Genomic DNA, 22,822 nt, shown 5'->3' on the forward strand with positions numbered 1-22,822 from the left:
GGTGGGTGTCGGGCCCGTCTCGTGACGGGAGGTACGAGGGTGGACGGGCGCACCCGGCTACGGCTGGACGTGTCGTACGACGGGACCGACTTCTCCGGCTGGGCCGTGCAGCCCGACCGGCGTACGGTCGCGGGCGTACTGGGTGAGGCGCTCGATCTCCTGCTCGGCGCGGGTATCGCGACCGGGCTGACCGTTGCGGGGCGTACCGACGCCGGCGTGCACGCGACCGGTCAGGTGTGCCATGTGGACCTGCCGTCCGACGTCTGGCGGGAGCGGGAGCCCACCCTGCTGCGCCGGCTGGCCCGACTGCTCCCCGGCGATGTTCGGGTGCGGGCGGTCACCGAGGTGCCGGCCGAGTTCGACGCCCGCTTCTCGGCCACCTTCCGGCGCTACGAGTACCGGGTCACCGACGCGCCGTACGGCGCCGAGCCGCTGCACCGTCACCTGACCCTGGCCTGGCCGCGACCGCTCGACCTGGCCGCGCTCAACGCCGCGTCGGCCGGGTTGGTGGGGGAGCACGACTTCGCCGCGTACTGCCGTCGCAAGGAGAACGCCACCACGCTGCGCGAGGTGACCCGGCTGGACTGGCGGCGGGAACCGGACGGTCTCCTGGTCGCCACCGTGCAGGCCGACGCGTTCTGCCAGGCGATGGTCCGCAGCCTGGTCGGCGCCATGCTCGTCGCCGGGGACGGCCGACGCCCGGCGGAGTGGCCGGCGAGCCTGCTCTCGCACCGCGAGCGCTCCAGCCACGTGACGGTGGCGCCCGCGCACGGGCTGACCCTGGTGGCCGTCGGCTATCCGGAGGACCCGGCCGGGTACGCCCAGCGTGCGGAGCTCACCCGCCGGCTGCGGGTCCCCGCCGAGGCCTGATGCCGATCGTCGGGTCAGTTGCCCGACGACTCGTCGTTCTCCCCCGATTCGTCGTCGCTCGGCGACTCGTCGACGCTGTCCTGGGTGCCGGTCGTCGCGGACGGGCCGGCCGTGGGCTGGCTCGCGGTGCCGCCGTCGGCGCGCCGCTGTAGTACGCCCTGGTTGAGGTGCAGCTCGATCATGTCGTAGAGGACCTCGCGGACCTTCTCGTCACCGGACTTGATCGCTGCGCCGTCGCTGCGGGCGACCACGGCGTACGCCAGGTAGTGGCCGCGGACCTGCCAGCCGACGCGGGCCGGGGCGGTCGCGATCGCCTCGGCCTCCTCGCCGGCCGCCATGCCGCGGAACCGGCCCTGCCGCTCGTCGAGCAGCTGCCGGATCCGGTCGCGGGCCCGCTCGGCGCTGGCCCGGTCGGTGAGGTTGAACAGGCCGGTGGTGACGAGGTGGTCGCCGTCGGGAGTGCGGAGCGTGCCGCGTACGACCTGGTCGCAGCCGAGCCGGACCAGCAGGTCGGCGATCTCGTCGGTGGCGGCGACCGCGCAGCTGCCGCTGGACTGTGTCTTCAGCACGTCGTACGTCGTCCGGCCGTCGTCGAGCACGAGCTTCTTGCCGGCGAAGACCTCCTTGGCGGTCAGCGGGGTCTGGTCGGCGTCCCGCGAGTCGAGGTTCTCCTCCCCGGTCGGGTCGGCGGACGGGTTGGCGCCAGCCTGATAGCTCGGCGTCACGTCCGGCGTCGGGGTGCGGTCGGCAAGCAGGGCGGCGGCGCCGAGTCCGCAGAGCGCCAGCAGTACGAGGACGGCCGCGCCGCCGACCACCACCTGCCAGAGCCGGCCGCCGCCGGCCCGGGGGACGGGCACCGGTGCGGGCGGCTCCGGTGCCACCTGCTCGCGGACCTGTTCCGCTCGCGGCGGTTCGGGAGGCTCGGCTTGTGCCAGTGTCGGTGGCGCGGGATCCTCGGCCCAGGACGGCTGCGGCTCGGGCGCGGGCAGCGCCATCCGGGTCGTCCGGGGCAGCGACGGGGTCGGGAAGCGGGACGGGGAGGGCCCGGCCGGCGGAGGCGGACCGGCGCCGAGCATGGATTCGGACCCGCGCTCCGGGTCGTCCACGAAAGCGTCCTCATCGAACTCGTACCGATACACCATGTCGCCAAGGGTAAGAGTAATTGTCCCTTTAGGTGGGAATTACGGAAAATGCGGCGCGCTGTTGCTCGGTCACCTTTCCAACGCCGAACCGACACCGTTCGTAACGCCGAACGCGCCCCGCCCGACCTGCCCGCTCGGAGGCCGTCGCGGAGCCGCCCCCGGGCCGGTGCGAGAATTGCCGGCGTGACCGGCGACCACTACTTCACCGCGGAACCCACGACCGCCGCGCGCCCTCGCGAGGTCGAGTTCACCGTGGCCGGCCGCGACTACACGCTCGCGTCGGCCGGCGGGGTCTTCTCCGCCGACCGGCTCGACGCCGGCACCGCCGTACTGCTGCGCAAGGCCGAGCTGCCCACCGCCGACAGCACCGGTGACCTGCTCGACCTGGGCTGCGGGTTCGGGCCGATCAGCTGCGTGCTGGCCGACAACGCGCCGGCGGCGACCGTGTGGGCCGTCGACGTCAACGAGCGGGCGCGGCAACTCACCGCCGCGAACGCCGAGCGGGTCGGTGCGGCGGACCGGGTGCGGGTGCGCGCCCCGGACGACGTACCGGCCGACCTGCGCTTCACCCAGCTCTGGTCCAACCCGCCGATCCGGATCGGCAAGGACGAACTGCACGAGCTGCTGCGACGCTGGCTGCCCCGGCTCGCCCCCGACGGGGTCGCCTGGCTGGTCGTCGCCCGCCACCTCGGCGGCGACTCGCTGCACCGCTGGCTCGTCGACGAGGGCTGGCAGGTCGAGCGGCACGCCAGCCAGAAGGGCTTCCGCGTCCTGCGCGTCGGCCGATAATTGGATGTACCGCGCCCGGCGGGTTACGGCAGGATCCCGGCGTGGGTTACGTGGACGTGGCTGCGGTCGGGCACATCCTGCCCGACGGCCGGGAACTCTTCACCGACGTCTCCTTCCGGGTCGGTGAGGGCGCGAAGGTGGCGCTCGTCGGGCCGAACGGTGCGGGCAAGACGACGCTGCTCCGGATGGTCGCCGGCGACCTGCCGACGCCGACCGGCGCCATCGCGCGTACCGGCGGGCTCGGCGTCATGCGGCAGTTCATCGGCATGATCGGGGACGAGTCGACCCTCGCCGACCTGGCGCTCTCGCTCGCCCCGCCCGCACTGCGCGCGGCCGGCCGTCGGCTCGCCGACACCGAGGCGGCCATGCGGGAGGCCGAGGTGCGCGGCAAGTACAGCACCGCGGCGGGCAAGGCGCAGCTGGCGTACGCGGACGCGCTCGCGGCCTGGGGCGAGGCCGGCGGATACGACGCCGAGGTGCTCTTCGACACGGTCGCCACCATCGTGCTCGACCTGCCCTGGGACGCGTCCCGGGAACGCCCGGTCCGGACCCTCTCCGGCGGACAGCAGAAACGCTTCGCGCTGGAGCTGCTCCTGCGCGGGCCGGACGAGGTGCTGCTCCTCGACGAGCCGGACAACTTCCTCGACGTGCCGGGCAAGCGGTGGCTGGAGGGACGGCTGCGCGAGTCGGCGAAGTCGGTGCTCTACGTCTCGCACGACCGGGAACTGCTGGCACGTACGGCCGACCGGGTGGTCGCCGTGGAGGGCGGCAGCGCCTGGGTGCACCCGGGCGGCTTCGCGAGCTGGCACGAGGCGCGGGTGGCCCGGCACGCCCGCCTGGACGAGCTGCGCCGACGCTGGGACGAGGAGCACCAGAAGCTGCGCGAGCTGGTGCTGATGTACAAGCAGAAGGCCGCGTACAACGACGGGTTGGCCTCGCGCTACCAGGCGGCGCAGACCCGGCTGCGCAAGTTCGAGGAGGCCGGCCCGCCGCCCGTACCGCCGAAGGACCAGGACATCCGGATGCGGCTGACCGGCGGGCGCACCGCCAAGCGCGCGCTCATCTGCGAGCAGCTGGAGCTCGACGGCCTCACCTACCCGTTCGACCTGGAGATCTGGTACGGCGACCGGGTGGCGGTGCTCGGCGCGAACGGCACCGGCAAGTCGCACTTCCTGCGGTTGCTGGCCCGCGGCGGCACCGACCCGGATCCGGCGAACGGCCCGGTGGACGCCGGGCTCACGCTCGCGCCGGTGGCGCACGACGGGGTGGCCCGGCTCGGCGCGCGCGTCCGGCCCGGGCACTTCTCGCAGACGCACGACCGGCCGGAGCTGATGGCGAAGACCCTCGTCGAGATCCTCTGGCGGGGCGACGAGCACCGGGCCGGGATGGATCGACACGCGGCCATGGCGTCGCTGTCCCGGTACGAGCTGGCAGCGCAGGGCGACCAGCGGTTCGGCACGCTCTCCGGCGGGCAGCAGGCGCGGTTCCTGGTGCTGTTGCTGGAGCTGTCCGGGGCGACGCTGCTCCTGCTCGACGAGCCGACCGACAACCTCGACCTGGCCAGCGCCGAGGCGCTGGAGGCCGGTTTGAACGCGTTCGACGGAACGGTGCTCGCGGTGACGCACGACCGCTGGTTCACCCGTACCTTCGACCGGTTCGTGCTCTTCCGGGGTGACGGTGAGGTGGTGGAGACACCCGAGCCGGTGTGGGACGTCGCGTGAACGTGGCGGAGTTGGCCGGTCGGCTCTGCGCCGTCCGGGGCGTGGTGGCCGTCGCGTTGGGCGGCAGCCGGGCCCGTGGCGAGCACCGGCCGGACTCGGACTGGGACCTGGGCCTCTACTACCGGGGCGAGCTGGACGTGCCGGCGCTGGAGGCGGTCGCCGCGTCGATCGCCGACGCGGCGGTCGAGCTGACGACGCCGGGTGGTTGGGGGCCGTGGGTGGACGGCGGCGGCTGGCTGCGAGTGGAGGGGTCGGCCGTCGACTGGATCTACCGCGACCTGGACCGGGTCCGCCGGATCTGGGCGGACTGCCGGACCGGCCGGTACGAGGTGGGCGTACAGGCCGGGCATCCGCTCGGCTTCTACTCCCACGCGTACGCGGGCGAGGTGGCGCTGTGCCGGGTGCTCGCGGACCCGACCGGCGAGCTGACGGCGCTCAAGGAGGAGACCGCGGCGTACCCGCCGGCGTTGGCCGAGGCGCTGGTGCGGGCCGGTTGGGAGGCCGAGTTCCTGCTCGCGGGCGCCGCGAAGGTCGTCCCGGCCGGCGACAGCGGCTACGTGGCCGGTTGCCTGTTCCGCATGGTCGGAGTGCTCGTGCAGGTGCTGCACGCCCGGGCCGGGCGGTGGCTGGTGAACGAGAAGGGCAGCATCGCCTCGGCCGGGCGGCTGCCCGGTGCGCCGCCGGACTTCGCGGCCAGGGCGCAGGCGCTGCTCGCCGGGGTCGGGCGTTCCCCGGCGGAGCTGGCCGAGACGCTGGCCGCCGCCGAGCGGCTCCGCGCCGAGGTGCTCGGCTGAGTCGGGGAACAACCCGGGTGGCGCCGCCGCGCCCCGGACGGCAGGCATAGAGTCGATCTCGTGACTGAGATGACCTACCGCCGGCTGGGCGACTCCGGGCTCGTGGTGTCCGTCGTCGGTATCGGCGGCAACAACTTCGGCCGCAACATCGGCCTCGACGGCACGCGGGCCGTGGTGGACGCCGCGCTGGACGCCGGGATCAACTTCTTCGACACCGCCGACATCTACGGCGAGCCGCAGGGCGGCTCCGAGGAGGTGCTCGGGCAGGCCCTGAAGGGCCGTCGGGACGACGTGGTGGTGGCCACCAAGTTCGGCATGAACATGAACGGCCTGAACGGCCCCGACCACGGCGCGCGCGGCGCCCGGCGCTACATCGCCCGGGCCGTCGAGGCGTCGCTGCGCCGCCTCGACACCGACTACATCGACCTGTACCAGATGCACGAGCCGGACCCGGGCACCCCGATCGACGAGACCCTCGCCGCGCTGGACGACCTGGTCCGCGCCGGGAAGGTGCGTTACCTGGGCAACTCGAACTTCACCGGCTGGCAGATCGCGGACGCCGACTGGGTGGCCTCCTCCAACGGCCGATCCCGTTTCATCAGCGCGCAGAACCACTACAGCCTGGTGGAGCGGTCGGTCGAGACCGAGGTGGTCCCGGCCTGCGAGCGCTTCGGGCTGGGGCTGCTGCCGTTCTTCCCGCTCGCCAACGGCCTGCTCACCGGCAAGTACCGGCGGGGCGAGGCGCCCCCCGCGGGCAGCCGGCTCTCCGGCGGTGGCCGGTACGCCGCCCGGTTCGCCGCGGCGAACTGGGACCTCATCGAGGCGATCGGCCGGTACGCGGACGAGCGGGGCCTCAGCATGCTCCAGGTGGCGATCGGCGGGCTGGCCGCCCAGCCGGCGGTGACCTCGGTGATCGCCGGGGCGACCACGCCCGAGCAGGTGCGCGCCAACGCCGCAGCCGGTTCCTGGCAGCCGACCGACGAGGACCTGGAAGCCCTGCGCGAGATCCTGTGATCACCGCCGCTGCCGCCGGCGGCCGGCTCGGGCCGAGGCGCCCGGGTGTGGCTCGACCGTGAGTCGGTATCGGCGGCAAAACTTCGGCCTCGAAGATCCGGAAAGGCCTGATACCTCAGCGGCATATTGATGCCGCTGAGGTATCAGGCTCACCGGGGTTGGCGACTGTCGCCGAAGCCGTCCCGGCGACCTCGCGCCGTGCGGCTCACTCGTCCGAGCGGCGGCGGGTGAGCAGCATCGGCACCGCCACCGCCAGGGCGGCGATCACCAGGACGGCCAACCCGACCGGCCACCACCAGGCACCGCCCGCCCCCGCCGTGGCCGAGGCGTCGGCCGCGGGTGCGGTCGCCGCGGCCGGCACCGCCGGAGCGGGCGACTGGGCGGGCCGGGCCTGCACCTCGGCGCTGACCTCGCTCTCGTCCGGGGCCGGGGCGGCGACCGTCACCCGCCAGCGGCCGGGGGAGAGCAGCGGACCGCTGCTGTAGAAGCCCTGCCCCTCCGGCGCTGGCGCGAGCTGCACCGGGCCGACCCGCTGCCCGTCCGGACCGGTGCCGGTGAGGGTCAACAGCACCGGCTTCTCCAGCCGGTGCCCGTCGGTATGGACGGCCTGCACGGTCACCCCGCCCGCCCCGTCGCCGGCCACCGTCAGCTTGAGCTTGCCGTGCGCGGCGGCCGGAGTGGCGGAGAGCAGGGTCAGCGCCACGCCGATGAACAGGGCGACGAACACCTTGCGGAGATTCGGCACGGACTCTCCTCACAACCGATGAGGGAGGCCCCTCCCCGACGCCGCTGCGCCGGGGAGGGGCCTCGTCGGATCAGAGCCGGCGGCCCGGGGCGAGCCGGGTGGCGTCGCCACCCAGCCGGCCCGCGCCGGCGACCGGATCGCCGTCGTTGGCCTTCACCCCGGCCTTGCTGGCCGCGCCGCCGAGCCGGACGATCATGGCGTCGGCGTCCCGGACCAGCACGTCCCGGATCTCCGCCTCGGCCACCGGCGTGGCGTCGGCGGCGAGCCCGCGGAAGGCGGTCAGCTGCTTGATCGCCTTGTTGTCGTTGCCGGCCGCCTCGGCCTTGCGGGCGGCGTCGAGCTTCTCCGTCAGCTGCTTGTGCGCCTTGGCCGAGAGCCGACTGGTCGCCTTGAACCGGTCCAGCAGGTTCTGCATGTCCCGGAACGAGGTGGTGACGAAGAACCGGACCTCCGAAGTGGTCTCGTTCCCCGCCTTGTCGGTCGCGGTGACGGTCAGCTCGTGCAGGCCGAGCGGGAGCTCGTACATGGCCTGCAACGTGCCGCTCGCGTACGGCCGGCCGTCCAGCTCGCCGGCCACGCTCGCGATGCCCGAGGTCGGGTCGACCGCCTGCCAGGACACCCGGACGTCCTGGCTGTCGCCGTAGAGCTGACCGTCGGCGAGCCCGGAGACCAGCAGCGTCGGCTTGGTGCCGTCGATGCGCAGCACCGCCGACTTGAGCGTCTCCGGGTTGCCGGCGCTGTCGGTCGACCGGAAGAGCAGCTCGTGTTCGCCGTCCCCGGTCACCTCGACCGGCTCCGAGTACGGCGTCCACGCGCCACCGTCGAGCGACCACTCGACATTCTTCACACCGGACCCGGCGTCGGTCGAGGTCAGCACCACCGGGATGGTCCCGTCGTGCCAACCCTCGTCGTTCGCCGGGGCGAACGTCGCCGAGGTCACCGGCGCCGTGGCGTCGATCTTCACGGCGGCGGTCTTCGTCGCCTCCACGTTGCCCGCCTTGTCGGTCGAGCGGAACCGCAGCTCGTGCTCGCCGTCCCCGCTCACCGGGACCGGCCCGGTGTACGCCGTCCAGGACTGCCCCCCGTCCAGCTGGTACTCGGTGCCGGCCAGCCCGCTGCCGCCGCTCTCGTCGGTGGCGGCCAGGGTGACCGTCACCGGCCCGGTGTGCCACCCCTCGACGGGGGTGCCCGTGACGGTCGCCGCCGTCACCGGAGCCGTCTCGTCCGCGACCTCGGTGGTGAGGCGGAAGTAGTCGAACACGGCGGTCTTCGAGGCGGTCTGGTTGGCCCCGAGGGTGAAGAGACCCACCTTCGGGGTGGCCCCGACCGCGCTGTTGGTCAACGCGGTCAACGCCGTCCAGGTCGCCCCGTCGGCCGAGTACGACGCGGTGAAGGTGTCACCGCTGCGGGCCAGCCGCAGGTGCCACACCGATCCGGTCAGGTTCGCCGCCTCGGGCTGCGGGTTCTGCACCGTCCCGCCGATCTCGCTGCGGAACTCGATCCGCCGCGTCACCGGCTGGCCGGGCTGGTTGTCCGCGATGTAGTCGAACTTCAGGTAGTTGTCGTCGTCGACGTGCACCATCAGTCCGGCCTGCTGGTACTGCTCGTTCAGCTGGCTGCCGTCGACCTTCGTCTCCAGGGTCCAGTCGCCGGCCGGCGCGGTCTGCAGGATGAAGTTCGCCGGCCCGGTGTTGCCGGTGCCGTAGATGTCACCGTTGGGCACGTCGACCCGCAGCGCCCCACCGGTGACCCGGTAGCCCGTCGCGTCCTCCCGCAGGATCGCGTCCCACCGGCACTTGTCCAGCGTGTCACCGGTGAACTCGTCCGACGGATCGACCGGGCCGGCCGGCTCGTCCGGCGAGACCTGGAACCAGTCGAACGCCGCCTCCACCACCGGAGCGTCCGTGCCGCCGTTGAGGGCGAACAGGCCGATCCGAGGGTTGGTGATGCCGGCGAGCGCCGCGGACCGGCCGACCGGGGTGAAGGTCTGCCCGTCGGCCGAGACGGCCGCGGTCAGGTTCGTCCCGTCGCTGTTGAGCCGCAGGTAGAGCGTGTCTCCGGCCGGGGCGGCGATGCTGTCGGCCGCCTCGTTGCGCGGTGCGCCGGCGGTCTCCCGGATGAACTCCACCCGCCGGCTGCCCGAGTAGAGCAGGTCCAGCTTGGCGTAGTTCTCGTCGTCGCCGTAGACCAACAGGCCGGCCTGCTGCCAGTTGGTCGTCACCGGCAGGGTGAACCGGGTGGTCGCCTGCCACGGGCCGGACGGCGCCGGCTGGAGCACCAGGTTCGTCGCGTCGTTGCGTGCCCCGTAGAGGTCACCCACCGCGGTGGGCAGCCGCAACGCGCCGTCGGAGACCGAGTAGAGCTGGTTCTCCCGGACCACGCTCCAGCGCGCCTTGTCGAGGCCGGCGCCGGTGAAGTCGTCCGAGCGTGCCCCGAAGCAGGACGTGTTCGGCGCCTCGACCCGCACCGGCACGGTCGCGTACGCCTTGCCGCCCCTGCTGTCGGTCACCGTGAGGGTCGCGGTGAAGGCGCCCGCGGCCGTGTAGGTGTGGCTCGCGTCCAGGGTGTCCGCGGTGCCGCCGTCACCGAAGTCCCAGGCGTACGTCAGCGGCGTGTCCCCCTCGGCGTCGGTGGCCGTGCCGTCGAAGGCGACGGCGAGCGGGGCGGTGCCGGTGGTCGGGGTGGCGGTGGCGGTGACCACCGGTGGCCCGTTCTCGGTGACCCCGCGACCGATGAAGTCCATCCAGTTGACGTTCATCAGCGAGCCGGCGCCGCCGGACGGATCCTTGGCGACGAAGAAGAGCGTGCCCGTGCCCGGGCCGGTCACCGGCGCGGTCACGTCCGTGTACGTCTGCCAGTCGCCGGTGCCGGGCACGGTGGCCTGCGCCACCAGCGGCCCGTCGACCGCGCCGGAGCGGACGTCGATCCGCCCGCCGTTGACGTCCGACGCGACCCGGAACCGGATCGACGTGATGTTGGTCAGGTTCGCCGGGGAGACCGACCACCAGTCGCCGTCCTCGATGAACCCGATGTTCTGGCCACCACCGGCGGTGTCGCTGGTGGTCTCGCGCTGCACGCCCGGGTCCCCGCCGCCGGTGCTGCCCGGCGCCCGGCCGGTGGCGGTGAAGTACTCGGCCTGCTTCCGCTTCGGCTGGAGCTGCTCGATGGCCCGGCCGGTGAGCGGGCCGGCGCCCGAGCCGCCACCGAGGTCGGTGTAGGTCGCCTCGAAGACGGCGAAGACGTTCGCCTCCGCGCCGTGCCCGGAGGCGAGCGACGTCTGGACCAGCCCGGTGCAGCCGGTGTGCTGCTCCAGCGGGTGGGCGTGCTCGTCGTGGCCGAGCAGCACCTGGAGCTGGACCCGGTCGCAGTCGATCTCGCCGTCCTCCGGGTCGGTCACCTGCACCGTGTAGCGGACCTGGTCACCCCAGTCGAAGAAGCCCCCGTCCGGCGGGAACTCGATCTTCACCGTCGGGGCGGTGTTGCCCACGGTGACCGGCACGTTGGCCACCGCGGTACGCCCCTTCGGGTTGGTGACCGTGAGCTGCGCCGTGTACGACCCGGCCTCGGCGTACGTGTGCGTCGGGTTCGCCTCGGTGCTGGTCTGCCCGTCGCCGAAGGCCCACGCGTAGCTGAGCGTGCCGCCGTCGGGGTCGCGGGAACCGGCGCTGGAGAAGGCGACGGTCAGCGGCGCCGGCCCGGAGGTCGGCTCGCCGCTCGCCACCGCGATCGGGGCCCGGTCACCGGCGACGTAGTCGATCCGGTAGACGCCGGAGTTGTCGTTGTTGCCGCCGAAGCCGCTGCCCCACTCGATGAGGTAGAGCGCGCCGTCCGGGCCGAACTCGAAGTCCATCGGCCGGATCAGGCTCATGCCGGTGAGCAGCTGGTTGATGTCCACCAGCGACTTGCCGTCGGCGGTCACCTGCATCGTGTACATCTTCGACTGGTTCCACTCGCCGAAGAGCGCCTTGCCGTCGTAGTACGCCGGCCACTTCCGGTCCGAGTTCAGCTCGGCGTCGTACCGGTAGACCGGGCCGCCCATCGGCGCGCCGCCGCCTCCGATCTCGGGGAAGAGCGGGTTGCCGCTGTAGTCGTAGTCGACGGTGGCCGGGACGGCCGGCGGCAGGTTGGTGAGGCCGGTGTTGTTCGGCGAGTTGTTCACCGGCGCCGCGCAGTCGAACTTCGGCCCGCTCGGGCCGGCGGGGAACTGGTAGTCGTTGTAGGCGTAGTTCGCCCCGGTGCAGTACGGCCATCCGTAGTTGCCGGCGGTGCCGACGATGTTCCACTCGACCGTGCCCTCCGGGCCACGGTTCGGGTTGGCGGAACCGGCGTCCGGCCCGTAGTCGCCGACGTACAGGGTGTCGGTGCCCGGGTCGACGCCGATCCGGAACGGGTTGCGGAAGCCCATCGCGAAGATCTCCGGCCGGGTCCGGTCGGTGCCCGGCGCGAACAGGTTGCCGGTCGGGATGGTGTACGTCCCGTCGTCCTCCGGGTGGATCCGCAGCACCTTGCCGCGCAGGTCGTTGGTGTTGCCCGAGGTGCGCTGCGCGTCGTAGTCCTGGCGACCCGGCCGCTCGTCGATCGGGGTGAACGCGTCGGACTCGAACGGGTTGGTGTTGTCACCGGTGGCCAGGTAGAGGTTGCCGGCCCCGTCGAAGGCCATGCTCCCGCCGGCGTGGCAGCAGGTGTTGCGCTGCGTGTCGACCCGGAGCACCTGCTTCTCGCTGGCCAGGTCGATGGTGTCGCCGGTCACCGTGAACCGGGACAGCAGATTGCGCGCCACCCCGTCGTTCGGGGCGTAGTAGAGGTACACCCAGTTGTTGGTGGCGAAGTCCCGGTCGAGGCGGATGCCGATCAGCCCGTCCTCGTTGCCGGTGAAGACGTCCAGGTCGACGGCGGTGACCGTGTTGCCGGTGTCCGGCTTGACGATCTGCACCCGGCCGTCGCGCTCGACGTAGAAGACCCGGCCGTCCGGGGCGACGTCCAGCTCCATCGGGTTGCTGGTGTTGCTGTCCAGCGTGACCTTCTCGAAGCTGGAGGTCAGCGAGGCGCCGCAGTCGGCGCTCTCGACGCCCGCCGCGGTCCGGATGCCGCCGAGCAGGTGGGCGAGGAACTCCGGCTCCGCGTACGACTCGCGGGTGTGGCCGCCACCCGTGTACCACGAGCGGCCGCCGTCGAAGTCCTGACACCAGGCGATCGGGTGGTCGGCACCCATCGCGCCCGCGCCCGGGGAGTAGCTGGTCTCGTCGAGGCTCGCCAGCACGTGCACGTCGGGGCGGGGGTTCGACTGGTAGTTGTACCACTCGTCGAACCGGGACCAGCGTGCCGGCAGGTCGGCCGTGGCCGGGTGGGCGTGGTCCTCGACCTTCACCGTGGCCTGCTGGTTGGCCGGGTGGCTGGCGAAGTACGCCCCGACCAGCTCGCCGTACCAGCTCCAGCTGTACTCGGTGTCGGACGCGGCGTGGATGCCGACGTAGCCGCCGCCGGCCTGCACGTACCGCTCGAAGGCCGCCTGCTGGTCGGCGTCGAGGACGTCGCCGGTGGTGGAGAGCCAGATGACTGCCTGGTACTTCGCGAGGTTGGCGTCGGTGAACGCGCTGCCGTCCTCGGTGGTGTCGACGGTGAAGCCGTGCTCCGCGCCGAGCTGCTGGATGGCGGCGATGCCGGTGGGGATCGAATCGTGCCGGAAGCCGGCCGTCTTCGAGAAGATCAGCACGGAGAAGGCCTCGGCGGCGGCGGGAGCCGCCTCGGGGAGCGCCTGGGTCACCGGCGTGGCGGCCGGCGGGGCGGCCTGAGCGGCTCGCGCCGCGGTCGGGCCGGCGGTCGGTGCGGCCTGCGCGGCCGACGTGCCGAGCAGGGCTGTCGAGGTGAGCGCAATTGAGAGCAGGATCGCGGTGATGGGTGAGCGGGCACGACGAGTGCGGGACACGCCGCCTCCTATGTCGCGGTGGACAGGGGATCGCGGGGGCCGGCTCGCCGAAGACCGTCCCGGGTGGGTCGGTGCGGGCGCCGGGCCATGGCGTCCGCACCGATATTTTTGTCGAATCGCTGAACAAATTAATTCCGGTGGATGCGTATCCGGCAAGATGCCAAACGGTAACGGTTTCGCAACAGCGGGCGACATTCCGAACAGGACCGCATGAAGCGCCCGGCGGAGGATCGCCGCCACTGTTGCCGCGCTCACCCTTGGCAGGGTCGCCGGGTCTGTCGTACGGTGACCGAGCAAGTGACCCACGGGAGCCCGGTGGACCGGGCTGAGAGGGGGGCTGTCAGCCCCCGACCGTCGAACCTGATCCGGGTAATGCCGGCGCAGGGAGGAGTGTTGCCGTGCCGTCCCTGGGACGACTCCATCTCATCACCGACACCCGACCCGGGCGCGATCCGCTCGCCGTGGTCCGGGCTGCCCTCAGCGCCGCCCGCACGGAACTCGTCGTGCAGGTCCGGGTCGAGGACTCCGCCACCGACCGCGAGGCGTACGACCTGGCCCGCCGGGTCGCCGCGCTCTGCGCGCCGTACGGGGCGACCTGCCTGGTCAACGACCGGCTGCACGTGGCGCTGGCAGTCGGCGCCGCCGGTGGGCACATCGGCGCGGACGACCTCCCGGTCGAGGCGGCCCGACGCGTGCTCGGCCCGACCGCCGTGCTCGGCGCGACCGCCCGTGAACCGGGCACCGCCACCGAGGCCGTCGCCGCCGGCGCCAGCTACCTCGGGGTCGGCCCCTGCCATCCCACCGCCACGAAGGAGGGCCTGCCCGCCCCGATCGGCGTGACCGGCGTACGGGCGGTGGCCGGAGCGGTCGCCGTTCCCGTGATCGCCATCGGCGGAGTGACCGCGAGCGACGTGCCGGCGCTCCGGGCCGCCGGGGCGTACGGAGTGGCGGTGGTCGGTGCGCTCTCCGGGGCGGCCGATCCGGCCCACGCCACGACCGAGTTGATCGCGGCACTGACGTGCTGAGCGCCCGGTCCACGTCGACCCAAGCCGGCGACGTGGCCCGGGCGGACGTGGCGGTGGTGGGGGCAGGGCCGATCGGCCTCGCCGTCGCCTGGCGCTGCGCCGCCCGCGGGCTGCGCGTGACCGTGCACGATCCCGCTCCGGGCTCGGGGGCCTCGGCGGTCGCCGCCGGCATGCTCGCCCCGGTCTCCGAGGCGTACTTCGGCGAACGGGAACTGACCGGGCTGCTGGTCGAGTCGGCCGCCCGCTGGCCGGCGTTCGCGGCCGAGCTGACCGAGGCGAGCGGCGTCGAACTCGGCTACCGCACCGAGGGGACCCTGCTGGTCGGGCTGACCGCCGACGACCTCGCCGAGGCGCGGCGACTCTGGGCGTACCAGCAGGAGATCGGCCTGCCGGTGACCCCGCTGCGCCCCTCCGAGCTGCGGGACCGCGAGCCGGCGCTCGCCCCGCGGGTGCGCGGCGGCGCGTTCGCCGCGACCGACCACCAGGTCGACCCGCGGCTGCTGCTGCCCGCGCTGCGCATCGCCGCCGAGCGGGCCGGCGCGGTGCTGGTCCCCGGGCCGGTCCGCACGCTCGCCGACCTGGACGCCGCGGTGACGGTGGTGGCGGCCGGCTGCGGCGCCGCCGCCCTCACCGGGTTGCCGGTCCGGCCGGTCAAGGGACAGGTGCTCCGGCTCCGCGCGCCCGGTGGCGCGACGCCGGGCTTCCGGCACGTGATCCGGGGGTACGCCGACGGCGAGTCGGTCTACCTGGTGCCCCGCTCCGGTGGCGAGGTGGTGGTGGGCGCCACCGTCGAGGAGCGCCGGGACACCGACGTCTCCGCCGGGGCGGTGCTGCGGCTGCTCCGCGCCGCCGTGGACGTGCTGCCCGAGCTGGCGGAGTACGACCTGGTCGAGACGGCCGCCGGGCTGCGCCCCGGCACCCCGGACAACGCGCCGATCCTCGGCCCGTTGCCGGGTCGGCCCGGCGTGCTGGCGGCCACCGGGCACCACCGGCACGGCATCGTGCTCACCCCGGTGACCGCCGACCTGATCGCCGACCTGGTGACCACCGGCCGGCCCGATCCACTGCTCGCCCCCTTCCGGCCGGACCGGTTCACCGGTCCAGCCGCTCCGGACTCGGCCGGTTCGGACCCGACCGCTCCGGCGACGGGCGCTGCAGCGGCCGACGCGGTGCCGGCGGCCGGCGGCGCTGGCGTATCGGCGGCCGGAGACGACGACGTAGCTGCCCGGACTAGTGAGGAGGACCCGTGGAACTGACGGTGAACGGGACCGGGCGGACGATGCCCGGCGGTGTGACGGTGGCCGACCTGGTCCGCGAGGTCGCTCCGCAGCAGCGCGGAGTGGCGGTCGCGGTCAACGGCGAGGTGGTGCCCCGTACGGGCTGGCCGGCGACCACGCTGCGCGACGGTGACCGGGTCGAGGTGCTCAGCGCCGCCCAGGGCGGGTGAGCGCGATGACGTTCCGACTCGGCGGGGTCGAGTTCACCTCGCGACTCATCCTCGGCACCGGTGGCGCGGCGAACCTGCGCGTGCTGGAGGAGGCGATCCGCGCGTCCGGCACCGAGCTGGTCACCCTCGCCCTGCGGCGGGTGGACACCGCCCCCGGCATGGGCGGCGGGCTGCTGGATCTGCTGGACCGGTGCGGCGTACGGCTGCTGCCGAACACGGCGGGCTGCTACACGGCGGTCGAGGCGGTCAAGGTGGCCCGGCTGGCCCGGGAGGCGTTCGACACCGACTGGATCAAGTTGGAGGTGATCGGCGACGAGCGCACGCTGCTCCCGGACGGGGTGGAGCTGCTGCGCGCCGCCGAGGAGCTGGTCGCCGACGGGTTCACCGTGCTGCCGTACACGAGTGACGATCCGGTGCTCGCCCGGCGGCTCGCCGACGTCGGCTGCGCCGGCGTGATGCCGGCGGGCGCACCGATCGGGTCCGGGCTGGGCATCAGCAACCCGCACCACATCCGGCTGATCCGGCAGACCGTGGAGGTGCCGGTGATCCTGGACGCCGGCATCGGCACCGCCTCCGAGGCGGCGCTGGCCATGGAGCTCGGCTGCGACGCGGTGATGCTGGCCAGCGCCGTCACCCGGGCCGCCGACCCGGTGGCGATGGCCACCGCCATGCGGCACGCGGTGGAGGCCGGCCGGTTGGCCGCGGGCGCCGGCCGGATCCCGCGCCGGCACCACGCCCTCGCCTCCACCCCGGACGAGGGACGGCCGGAGCTGTGACCGACCCGCGCCTCGCGCCGCAGGTAGATCTTGGACGGAAACGGCCCCTTTCGGGGCCGTTGCGTTCCAAGACCTCCGCGGAGCTCCCCGCCGGAGTCGTGCTGCTCACCGATCGGAGGGTGGCGCGCCGACCGCTCGGCGAGGTGGTCGCGGCGGCGGTCGCCGGGGGAGTGCGCTGGGTGGTGCTTCGGGAGAAGGACCTGCCTCGCGCCGAGCGCGCCGCGCTCGCGGTCGGGCTGCGGGCGATCCTCAGCGAGGCCGGCGGCACGCTGATCGTCGCCGGACCCGACCCGCTCGACGGCGACGCCGTGCACCTGCCCGCCGCCGGCCCGTACCCGCCGCCCCGGCTCGGGCTGGTCGGCCGCTCCTGCCACGACACCGTCGAGCTGGCCCGGATCAGCACCGAGGACTACGTGACCCTCTCACCCGTCTATCCGACCCGGACCAAGCCCGGCTACGGCCCGCCCCTGCTGCCGGACGGGCTCGCCGCGCTCGTCGAACGAAGCCCCGTCCCGGCCCTCGCCCTGGGCGGCATCGAGACCCCCGAGCAGGTCAGCGCCGGTCTCCGGGCGGGTGCCACCGGCGTCGCGGTGCTCGGCGCGATCATGCGCGCCGACGACCCCCAGCAGGCAGCCACCACCCTGACCAACGCCTTCAACGAGGCGACCCGCCGGGCGCTGCCCCCGCCGGCCGCCGCCCCCGCCAAGACGGCCCGCCAGGCGTTCACCCCGCTGACGGACGCCTTCGACGAGGCGACCCGACAGGAGGCGGTCACCCCGATGTCCTCCACCCGGCACCGAACGACGGCGGTCCCCACGACGGGGCTGCGGCCGACCGTGCCCACGGAGGGATCAAGCCTGACCGCCCGGAGTGGGCACGGTCGGCCGCAGCCCTCAACCGCAACCACCGGAGAAGCGCAGTGACGCCGAGAACAGTCCTCACCATCGCCGGCTCCGACTCCGGTGGGGGAGCGGGCATCCAGGCCGACCTCAAGGTCTTCGCGGCGCTCGGCGCGTACGGCACGAGCGTCCTCACCGCCGTGACCGCGCAGAACACGCGGGGCGTCGACGCCGTCCTGCCCCTCCCGCCGGCCACCGTCACCGACCAGATCGAGAGCGTGCTGACCGACTTCACCGTGGGCGCGGCGAAGACCGGCATGCTCGGCACGCCCGCCGTCGCCGACGCGGTGGCCACGGCCGCCCGGGCCGGTCGGTTGCCGCACCTCGTCGTCGATCCGGTACTCGTCGCCACCAGCGGGCACTCGCTCGGCGTGGTCGCGGCGGTCGAGCGGCTGCTGCCGTACGCCGAGGTTGCGACGCCGAACTGCGCGGAGGCCGCAGCCATCACCGGACACCCGGTGACCACCGTCGACGAGATGGTGGCCGCCGCGAAGGCGCTGGCCTCCGGCGGCCCGGCGCACGTGGTGGTCACCGGCGGCGACCTCGACGGCGCGGAGGCAGTCGACGTGCTGCACGGCGGCGGGGTCACCACCCTGCTGCGCGGGCCGCGCGTGGAGACCCGGCACACGCACGGCACCGGCTGTTCGTTCTCGGCCGCGATCGCCGTCCGCCTCGCGCTGGGGGACCCGGTGCCGGTGGCGGTCGCCGTCGGCAAGGAGTACGTGAACCGCGCGCTGACCGGCGCGCGGCACTGGGAGCTGGGCGCGGGACGTGGCCCGCTGGACCACTTCGGATGGTCCGCTTGAACACCAGGGAGGCTGTCATGCAGGCACGACGCAAGGTCTACGTGGAAGGGACCCGGCCGGATGTCCGGGTGCCGTTCGCCGAGGTGACGCTGACCGGGGAGAACCCTCCGGTGCGTCTCTACGACACCTCCGGGCCGGGATCCGACCCCGAGGTCGGGCTCGCGCCGCTGCGCGGTCCGTGGATCGCCGAGCGGGGAGACGTCGCCCCGGTACGGGGAGCCGGCACGCCGCTCGCCGGTACGGACGGCCGTCGTCCGACCCAGCTCGCGTACGCCCGGGCGGGCGTCGTGACGCCCGAGATGGAGTTCGTGGCGATTCGGGAGGGCGTGGCGCCGGAGCTCGTCCGGGACGAGATCGCGGCCGGTCGTGCCGTGCTGCCGCTCAACGTGAACCACCCGGAGTGCGAGCCGGCGATCATCGGCAAGGCGTTCCTGGTCAAGGTGAACGCGAACATCGGCACCTCGGCCGTCAGCTCGTCGGTCGCCGAGGAGGTGGAGAAGCTGACCTGGGCCACCCGGTGGGGTGCGGACACGGTGATGGACCTCTCCACCGGCAAGCGGATCCACGAGACCCGCGAGGCGATCGTGCGCAACTCGCCGGTGCCGATCGGCACGGTGCCGATCTACCAGGCGCTGGAGAAGGTCGGCGGCGACCCGGTGAAGCTCAGCTGGGAGGTGTTCCGGGAGACCGTCATCGAGCAGGCCGAGCAGGGCGTGGACTACATGACCGTGCACGCCGGGGTGCTGCTGCCGTACGTGCCGCTCGCCGTCGACCGGGTGACCGGCATCGTGTCGCGCGGGGGCTCGATCATGGCGGCCTGGTGCCTGGCGCACCACGAGGAGAACTTCCTCTACACGAACTTCGAGGAGCTCTGCGAGATCCTCGCCCGCTACGACGTGACCTTCTCGCTCGGGGACGGTCTGCGTCCCGGCTCGATCGCGGACGCGAACGACGAGGCGCAGTTCGCCGAGCTGAAGACGCTCGGTGAGCTGACGCAGGTCGCCTGGCGGTACGACGTCCAGGTGATGATCGAGGGCCCGGGTCACGTACCCATGCACAAGATCAAGGAGAACGTGGACCTCCAGCAGGAGTGGTGCCACGAGGCCCCGTTCTACACGCTCGGGCCGCTGACCACCGACATCGCACCCGCGTACGACCACATCACCTCGGCGATCGGCGCCGCGATGATCGGCATGTTCGGCACCGCGATGCTCTGCTACGTCACGCCGAAGGAGCACCTGGGGCTGCCGGACCGGGACGACGTGAAGGCCGGCGTCATCGCGTACAAGATCGCAGCGCATGCGGCCGACCTGGCCAAGGGGCACCCGGGCGCCCAGGTGTGGGACGACGCGCTCTCCAAGGCGCGGTTCGAGTTCCGCTGGGAGGACCAGTTCAACCTGGCGCTGGACCCGGAGACCGCGCGGTCGTACCACGACGCGACGTTGCCGGCCGAGCCGGCGAAGACGGCCCACTTCTGCTCGATGTGCGGCCCGAAGTTCTGCTCGATGAAGATCACCCAGGACCTCAAGGAGTACGCCGCCCGCGGCATGAAGGACAAGTCCGAGGAGTTCGTCTCCTCGGGCGGGCAGGTCTACCTGCCGCTCGCCTAAGAGACTGTCGGGAAACCCTGCGGCGGGCCCAGCCGACGAGCGGCGGCGTTGGAGATTCGTCCGGATACCGGTGTTGTATCCGGACGAATCTCCGCCTTGCCGGATCGCCGCCTGGACTCCGCCTCGCTCGCCCCGGGGTTTCCCGACAATCTCCAAGCCGCTCGGGCGCGCCGGTCCCGTCCGGTCGCGCCCACCTCGGGTGTGGTTGTCGTCCCGGCGACCACCGCACCGGACGGCGGGCTCAGCTGCGGTGGTGACGGCCGGACGAACGCAGCGAGCGGCGCCCGCTCTCCTGCTCCGGCTCGTTGTCGTGCAGGGGCCGGCTCAGTCCGGCCACCCAGTCCACGTACTCCTCGTCCTGTGCCGGCACCGGCTCCTCCGCCGCGCTCTCCGGCTCCGGCTGGGGGCGGGTACGCCGGAACAGCCCGAGCCGGCCCCGAGTGCGGCCCGTGGCCTGTTCGGGAGTGCGGGGCCTCTCCACGGCCTCGTCCCCGGTCGAGGTGGCGGCCGCAGCGTCGTCGCCGGACGGCTCCGGGTCCGCGGCCTCGGCCGGCTCCGGCGCGTCGGTCGAGACCGGACCGGCACTGTCGGCGTCGGCCAGGCCCTCCCAGCTCGCCGCCCGGTTGAGGTCGGGCAGCGGGGCCCGGTGTCGTGCCCGGGGCGCGAAGTCGGAGGTCTGCTGCGGCAGCTGCGGGCGAGCAGGCTCGACGGCGTCGGTCGGGGCGTGCCGTCGCGTCGGCCAGAGCGGCCACCTGCTGGGCGGGTCCTGTCGCTCGGCCGCCGGACCAGTTGCTGGGGCCGGATCGCTCGCCGCGTCCGCTGAGTCGGGGGACCGGCGACCGACCGGCGGGACCGCTGCGCCTTGCGAGTGGTCGCCGCGCGGCGCCGGCGGGCCGGCGTCGATCGGCGTGGCCGGAGTTCCGGGCTGCTCGGCGAGCTGGGCGGTCGGCGTCGGGGCGAGGTCGCCGCCGCCCGGCCGGGCGGAGCCCGCCGTCGCCGGCTCCCCACCGGTCGTCGGGTCGCCGTCGACGACCCCGCTGACCAGGTCGGACGGGTTCGGGGTGGTCGTCGGCTCGTCGTGGCGCAGTCGGCTGGTCGCGTCCGACTTCACCTCGCCGGATGCGGCAGCGGCGCGGCCGACCTCGGTCATGCGGGCCGCACCTGTCGCGTCGGTGGCGGGCTTCGGGGCGGAGAGCTGCGCGGCGACGTCCTGCTCGGTGGGGGCCGCGATCCGCTCGGACGACTCCGGGGCCGCGGCGGCCCCGCCCTGGTCCGTGGCCGCGGCGGCACCCTCCTCCGTGGCCTGCGTAGCCGAGTCGTCACCCCGGTCGGTCGCCGCGCTGGGCCGGGTCGACCCGCCCTTGCGGGTCCGTCGAGGCTTCGGCGCTCGGACCGCCTCGGCGGATTCGGATCTCGCCTGTCGACCGACTGACCCCGCCGTCTCGACGGACTCCGTTCCGGCTGACGCCGGCTCGGCGGACGGTGACGTCGGCTCGGCGGCCGGTTGGCCGACGGGCTGCGGCTCGGTGGACCTGCCGGCAGAACGCCGGGATGGCCGCTTCGCGGCGGCAGCCACGGACTTGGCGGCGGACGACTCGTCGGCGGCCTGCGCTTCGGCCGACGGCTCGTCGGTGGGCTGCGAGTCGGCGGTCCGCGCGTCGACGGGCTGTGGTTCGGTGGCCGGTCCCTCGGCGGGCCGTGCCTCGGTGCGCGTGGCGGCGACCGGCTGCTCGGCGGGCTCCGCTCCGATCGATGGCACGACCTCGCCGCTGCCGGTGGCCTCGGCCTCAGGCATCGGTTCGTCCGTAGCCGTAGCCGGTGCCGGTGCCGGGATCGTCGTAGCACCGGCAGCACCCGCAGCACCCGCGGCACCGGCAGCGGGCGGTGCCGCGGCGTCCGGCTCGGCCGGGAGCGTCCGGTCGGCGTCGAGGGCCAGCTCTTGGCCACCGCGCTGCGGCCCCACCACCGGGGACTCCTCGCCCGCGGCCGTGCCGCCGTCCGGGCGGGGTTCGGCGATGGCGGCCACCGGCACCGCGACGGCGGGCTCGGCGGCGGTGGGTTGGACGACGGTCGGCTCGGCGACCGCGGGCCGGGTGGCGGCGGGCTGGGCGACGGTCGGTTCGGTGACGGTGGGGCGGGTGACGGCGGGCGCCTCGCCCGGGTCGTTCGGCTCCGCCGGCCCGCCGAGCGTCGACGAAACCGTCAGCCGCGTCTCGGCCGGACCGGCGGCCGGCGCGTCGGACGTACCGGGGGCGGGCGGCGTCAGACCGGCGCTCGGCGTCCGGCCGGTCGGCAGACGACGCGGGCCGCCCTTCGGCGGGAGCGCGTGCGCACCGGTGGTGCGGGTACCCACCGGCCAGCGCAGCAGGGCGGCGGCGGCCGAGCCCAGGACACCGGCGCCGATCGAGACCAGCGCGCCGTAGTAGGGCGTGCCCTGGTAGCGGTCGATCGTGTCGCCCGGGCCGGCGGTGAGGTAGGCGAAGGCCACCAGCACCGGGCCGGCCACCCCGGTCGCACCGCTCACCAGCGGGGCCGCACCCCGCCAGCGGGCCAGCGCCGCGGTCGCCGCCCCGGCGAGCAGCGCCACGGTCGGCAGCAGGAACAGCGACAGCCGCTGGGCCGCGTCCACGTCCAGCCCGGCCGGTTCGAGGACGCCGAGTCGTACGGTGCGCAGCGGGCCGGTGGCACCCAGTGACGGCAGGGTGGAGGCGAGCGCGAGCAGCCAGACCGCGCCGGCGATCGCCGCCACGTTCCACCCCAACGGCGGGTTCAGCAGTACGGCGATCGCCGCACCGGCGCCGACCACCGCTCCGAGGATCGCGCAGATGCCGACCGCGAGGACCGGGTCGACGGAGCCGATCTCCACCATCCGGGCGGGCTGCATGCACAGTGGCGCGACGGTGAACGCGCCCAGAGCCGCGGCGGCGCCGACGGCCAGCACCCGGCCGGTGCTGCTCGGCCCCGGGGCGCGGCGGGCGAGACGCTCGGTGAGCACCGCGCCGGCCACCGTGGCGTTCGCGGCGAACCAGCCGACCCAGACGAGCTGGGCCGGCCACTGGTTGACGGTCGCGCCGCTGAAGGCGCCGGTGAGCCGGACGATGCCGAGGCCGTACGCGAGGCCCAGCTGGCCCGCCCCGGCCATGACGCTCACCCCGAGCGCCGTGAGCAGCAGTTTGCCCCAGGTCCGAAAGGCCATGTCCGGCACGTTACGCACCTGGTGCGCCGGTTCGCCACCGGCGCGCCGCGCCACGCGGTGGC

Annotated in this window: 15 protein-coding genes, 1 pseudogene and 1 riboswitch; of the genes and pseudogenes, 12 read left to right on the plus strand and 4 right to left on the minus strand. The window is 73.9% G+C overall.

Annotation, left to right across the window (positions count from 1 at the left end):
* Nucleotides 1-39: 39 nt before the first annotated feature.
* Nucleotides 40-870, plus strand: coding sequence for a tRNA pseudouridine(38-40) synthase TruA (truA, locus tag D7044_RS29655; protein WP_120684297.1), 831 nt, complete (start codon nucleotides 40-42; stop codon nucleotides 868-870).
* A gap of 14 nt (nucleotides 871-884) precedes the next feature.
* Here the strand turns inward: truA and D7044_RS29660 are convergent, their stop codons facing one another.
* Nucleotides 885-2,012: a hypothetical protein gene (locus D7044_RS29660; RefSeq protein ID WP_120690850.1), complete on the minus strand. Its 1,128-nt coding sequence runs from the start codon at nucleotides 2,010-2,012 to the stop codon at nucleotides 885-887.
* Nucleotides 2,013-2,195: 183 nt separating this feature from the next.
* Here D7044_RS29660 and D7044_RS29665 point away from each other — a divergent pair, with 183 nt between their 5' ends.
* The 4 genes from D7044_RS29665 to D7044_RS29680 all read left to right on the plus strand — a co-directional run bounded on the left by D7044_RS29665 (nucleotide 2,196) and on the right by D7044_RS29680 (nucleotide 6,330).
* Entirely contained in the window at nucleotides 2,196-2,801 is a 606-nt protein-coding gene (locus D7044_RS29665) for a class I SAM-dependent methyltransferase (protein WP_120690851.1), read from the plus strand.
* A 41-nt stretch (nucleotides 2,802-2,842) separates the two neighbouring features.
* Nucleotides 2,843-4,522 carry an ABC-F family ATP-binding cassette domain-containing protein gene (locus D7044_RS29670; protein WP_120690852.1) on the plus strand — a complete coding sequence of 560 codons (1,680 nt, stop codon included), beginning with the start codon at nucleotides 2,843-2,845 and terminating at the stop codon, nucleotides 4,520-4,522.
* Nucleotides 4,519-5,316, plus strand: a complete 798-nt coding sequence (locus D7044_RS29675) for a nucleotidyltransferase domain-containing protein (RefSeq protein ID WP_120690853.1) — start codon at nucleotides 4,519-4,521, stop codon at nucleotides 5,314-5,316. Before D7044_RS29670 ends, D7044_RS29675 begins: the two co-directional genes overlap by 4 nt.
* A 69-nt stretch (nucleotides 5,317-5,385) precedes the next feature.
* Complete coding sequence (locus tag D7044_RS29680; protein WP_120684307.1) at nucleotides 5,386-6,330, plus strand: aldo/keto reductase; 945 nt, start codon at nucleotides 5,386-5,388, stop codon at nucleotides 6,328-6,330.
* A gap of 205 nt (nucleotides 6,331-6,535) precedes the next feature.
* Here the strand turns inward: D7044_RS29680 and D7044_RS29685 are convergent, their stop codons facing one another.
* Together D7044_RS29685 and D7044_RS29690 are read right to left on the minus strand one after the other, a co-directional pair.
* Entirely contained in the window at nucleotides 6,536-7,075 is a 540-nt protein-coding gene (locus tag D7044_RS29685) for a hypothetical protein (protein WP_120684309.1), read from the minus strand.
* Between the two features lie 70 nt (nucleotides 7,076-7,145).
* Nucleotides 7,146-13,001 carry a ThuA domain-containing protein gene (locus D7044_RS29690; protein ID WP_120690854.1) on the minus strand — a complete coding sequence of 1,952 codons (5,856 nt, stop codon included), beginning with the start codon at nucleotides 12,999-13,001 and terminating at the stop codon, nucleotides 7,146-7,148.
* Between the two features lie 295 nt (nucleotides 13,002-13,296).
* A riboswitch (TPP riboswitch) is annotated at nucleotides 13,297-13,405 on the plus strand.
* Here D7044_RS29690 and thiE point away from each other — a divergent pair.
* The 7 genes and pseudogenes from thiE to thiC all read left to right on the plus strand — a co-directional run bounded on the left by thiE (nucleotide 13,400) and on the right by thiC (nucleotide 19,564).
* Nucleotides 13,400-14,026, plus strand: coding sequence for a thiamine phosphate synthase (thiE, locus tag D7044_RS29695; RefSeq protein WP_120684313.1), 627 nt, complete (start codon nucleotides 13,400-13,402; stop codon nucleotides 14,024-14,026). It overlaps the preceding riboswitch by 6 nt.
* On the plus strand, nucleotides 14,023-15,282 hold the full coding sequence (thiO, locus tag D7044_RS29700; RefSeq protein WP_411711010.1) for a glycine oxidase ThiO: 1,260 nt from the start codon (nucleotides 14,023-14,025) through the stop codon (nucleotides 15,280-15,282). Before thiE ends, thiO begins: the two co-directional genes overlap by 4 nt.
* Nucleotides 15,273-15,473 carry a sulfur carrier protein ThiS gene (thiS, locus tag D7044_RS29705; protein ID WP_120684317.1) on the plus strand — a complete coding sequence of 67 codons (201 nt, stop codon included), beginning with the start codon at nucleotides 15,273-15,275 and terminating at the stop codon, nucleotides 15,471-15,473. Before thiO ends, thiS begins: the two co-directional genes overlap by 10 nt.
* Entirely contained in the window at nucleotides 15,470-16,249 is a 780-nt protein-coding gene (locus D7044_RS29710; protein WP_120684319.1) for a thiazole synthase, read from the plus strand. The genes thiS and D7044_RS29710 overlap by 4 nt, the downstream gene beginning before the upstream one ends.
* 59 nt (nucleotides 16,250-16,308) lie before the next feature.
* Nucleotides 16,309-16,908, plus strand: a pseudogene (locus D7044_RS29715) (thiamine phosphate synthase); the annotation flags it as partial.
* 260 nt (nucleotides 16,909-17,168) lie between these two features.
* Nucleotides 17,169-17,954 (plus strand): bifunctional hydroxymethylpyrimidine kinase/phosphomethylpyrimidine kinase, encoded by a 786-nt coding sequence (gene thiD, locus D7044_RS29720; protein ID WP_120690857.1) that lies wholly within the window; start codon nucleotides 17,169-17,171, stop codon nucleotides 17,952-17,954.
* Between the two features lie 17 nt (nucleotides 17,955-17,971).
* On the plus strand, nucleotides 17,972-19,564 hold the full coding sequence (gene thiC, locus D7044_RS29725) for a phosphomethylpyrimidine synthase ThiC (RefSeq protein ID WP_120690858.1): 1,593 nt from the start codon (nucleotides 17,972-17,974) through the stop codon (nucleotides 19,562-19,564).
* A 241-nt stretch (nucleotides 19,565-19,805) separates the two neighbouring features.
* On the opposite strand, the gene D7044_RS29730 is transcribed toward thiC, so the two are convergent.
* On the minus strand, nucleotides 19,806-22,760 hold the full coding sequence (locus D7044_RS29730; RefSeq protein WP_147434743.1) for a hypothetical protein: 2,955 nt from the start codon (nucleotides 22,758-22,760) through the stop codon (nucleotides 19,806-19,808).
* Between the last annotated feature and the right edge of the window lie 62 nt (nucleotides 22,761-22,822).

It is taken from the genome of Micromonospora musae, assembly GCF_003626635.1.
GTDB lineage: Bacteria > Actinomycetota > Actinomycetes > Mycobacteriales > Micromonosporaceae > Micromonospora > Micromonospora musae.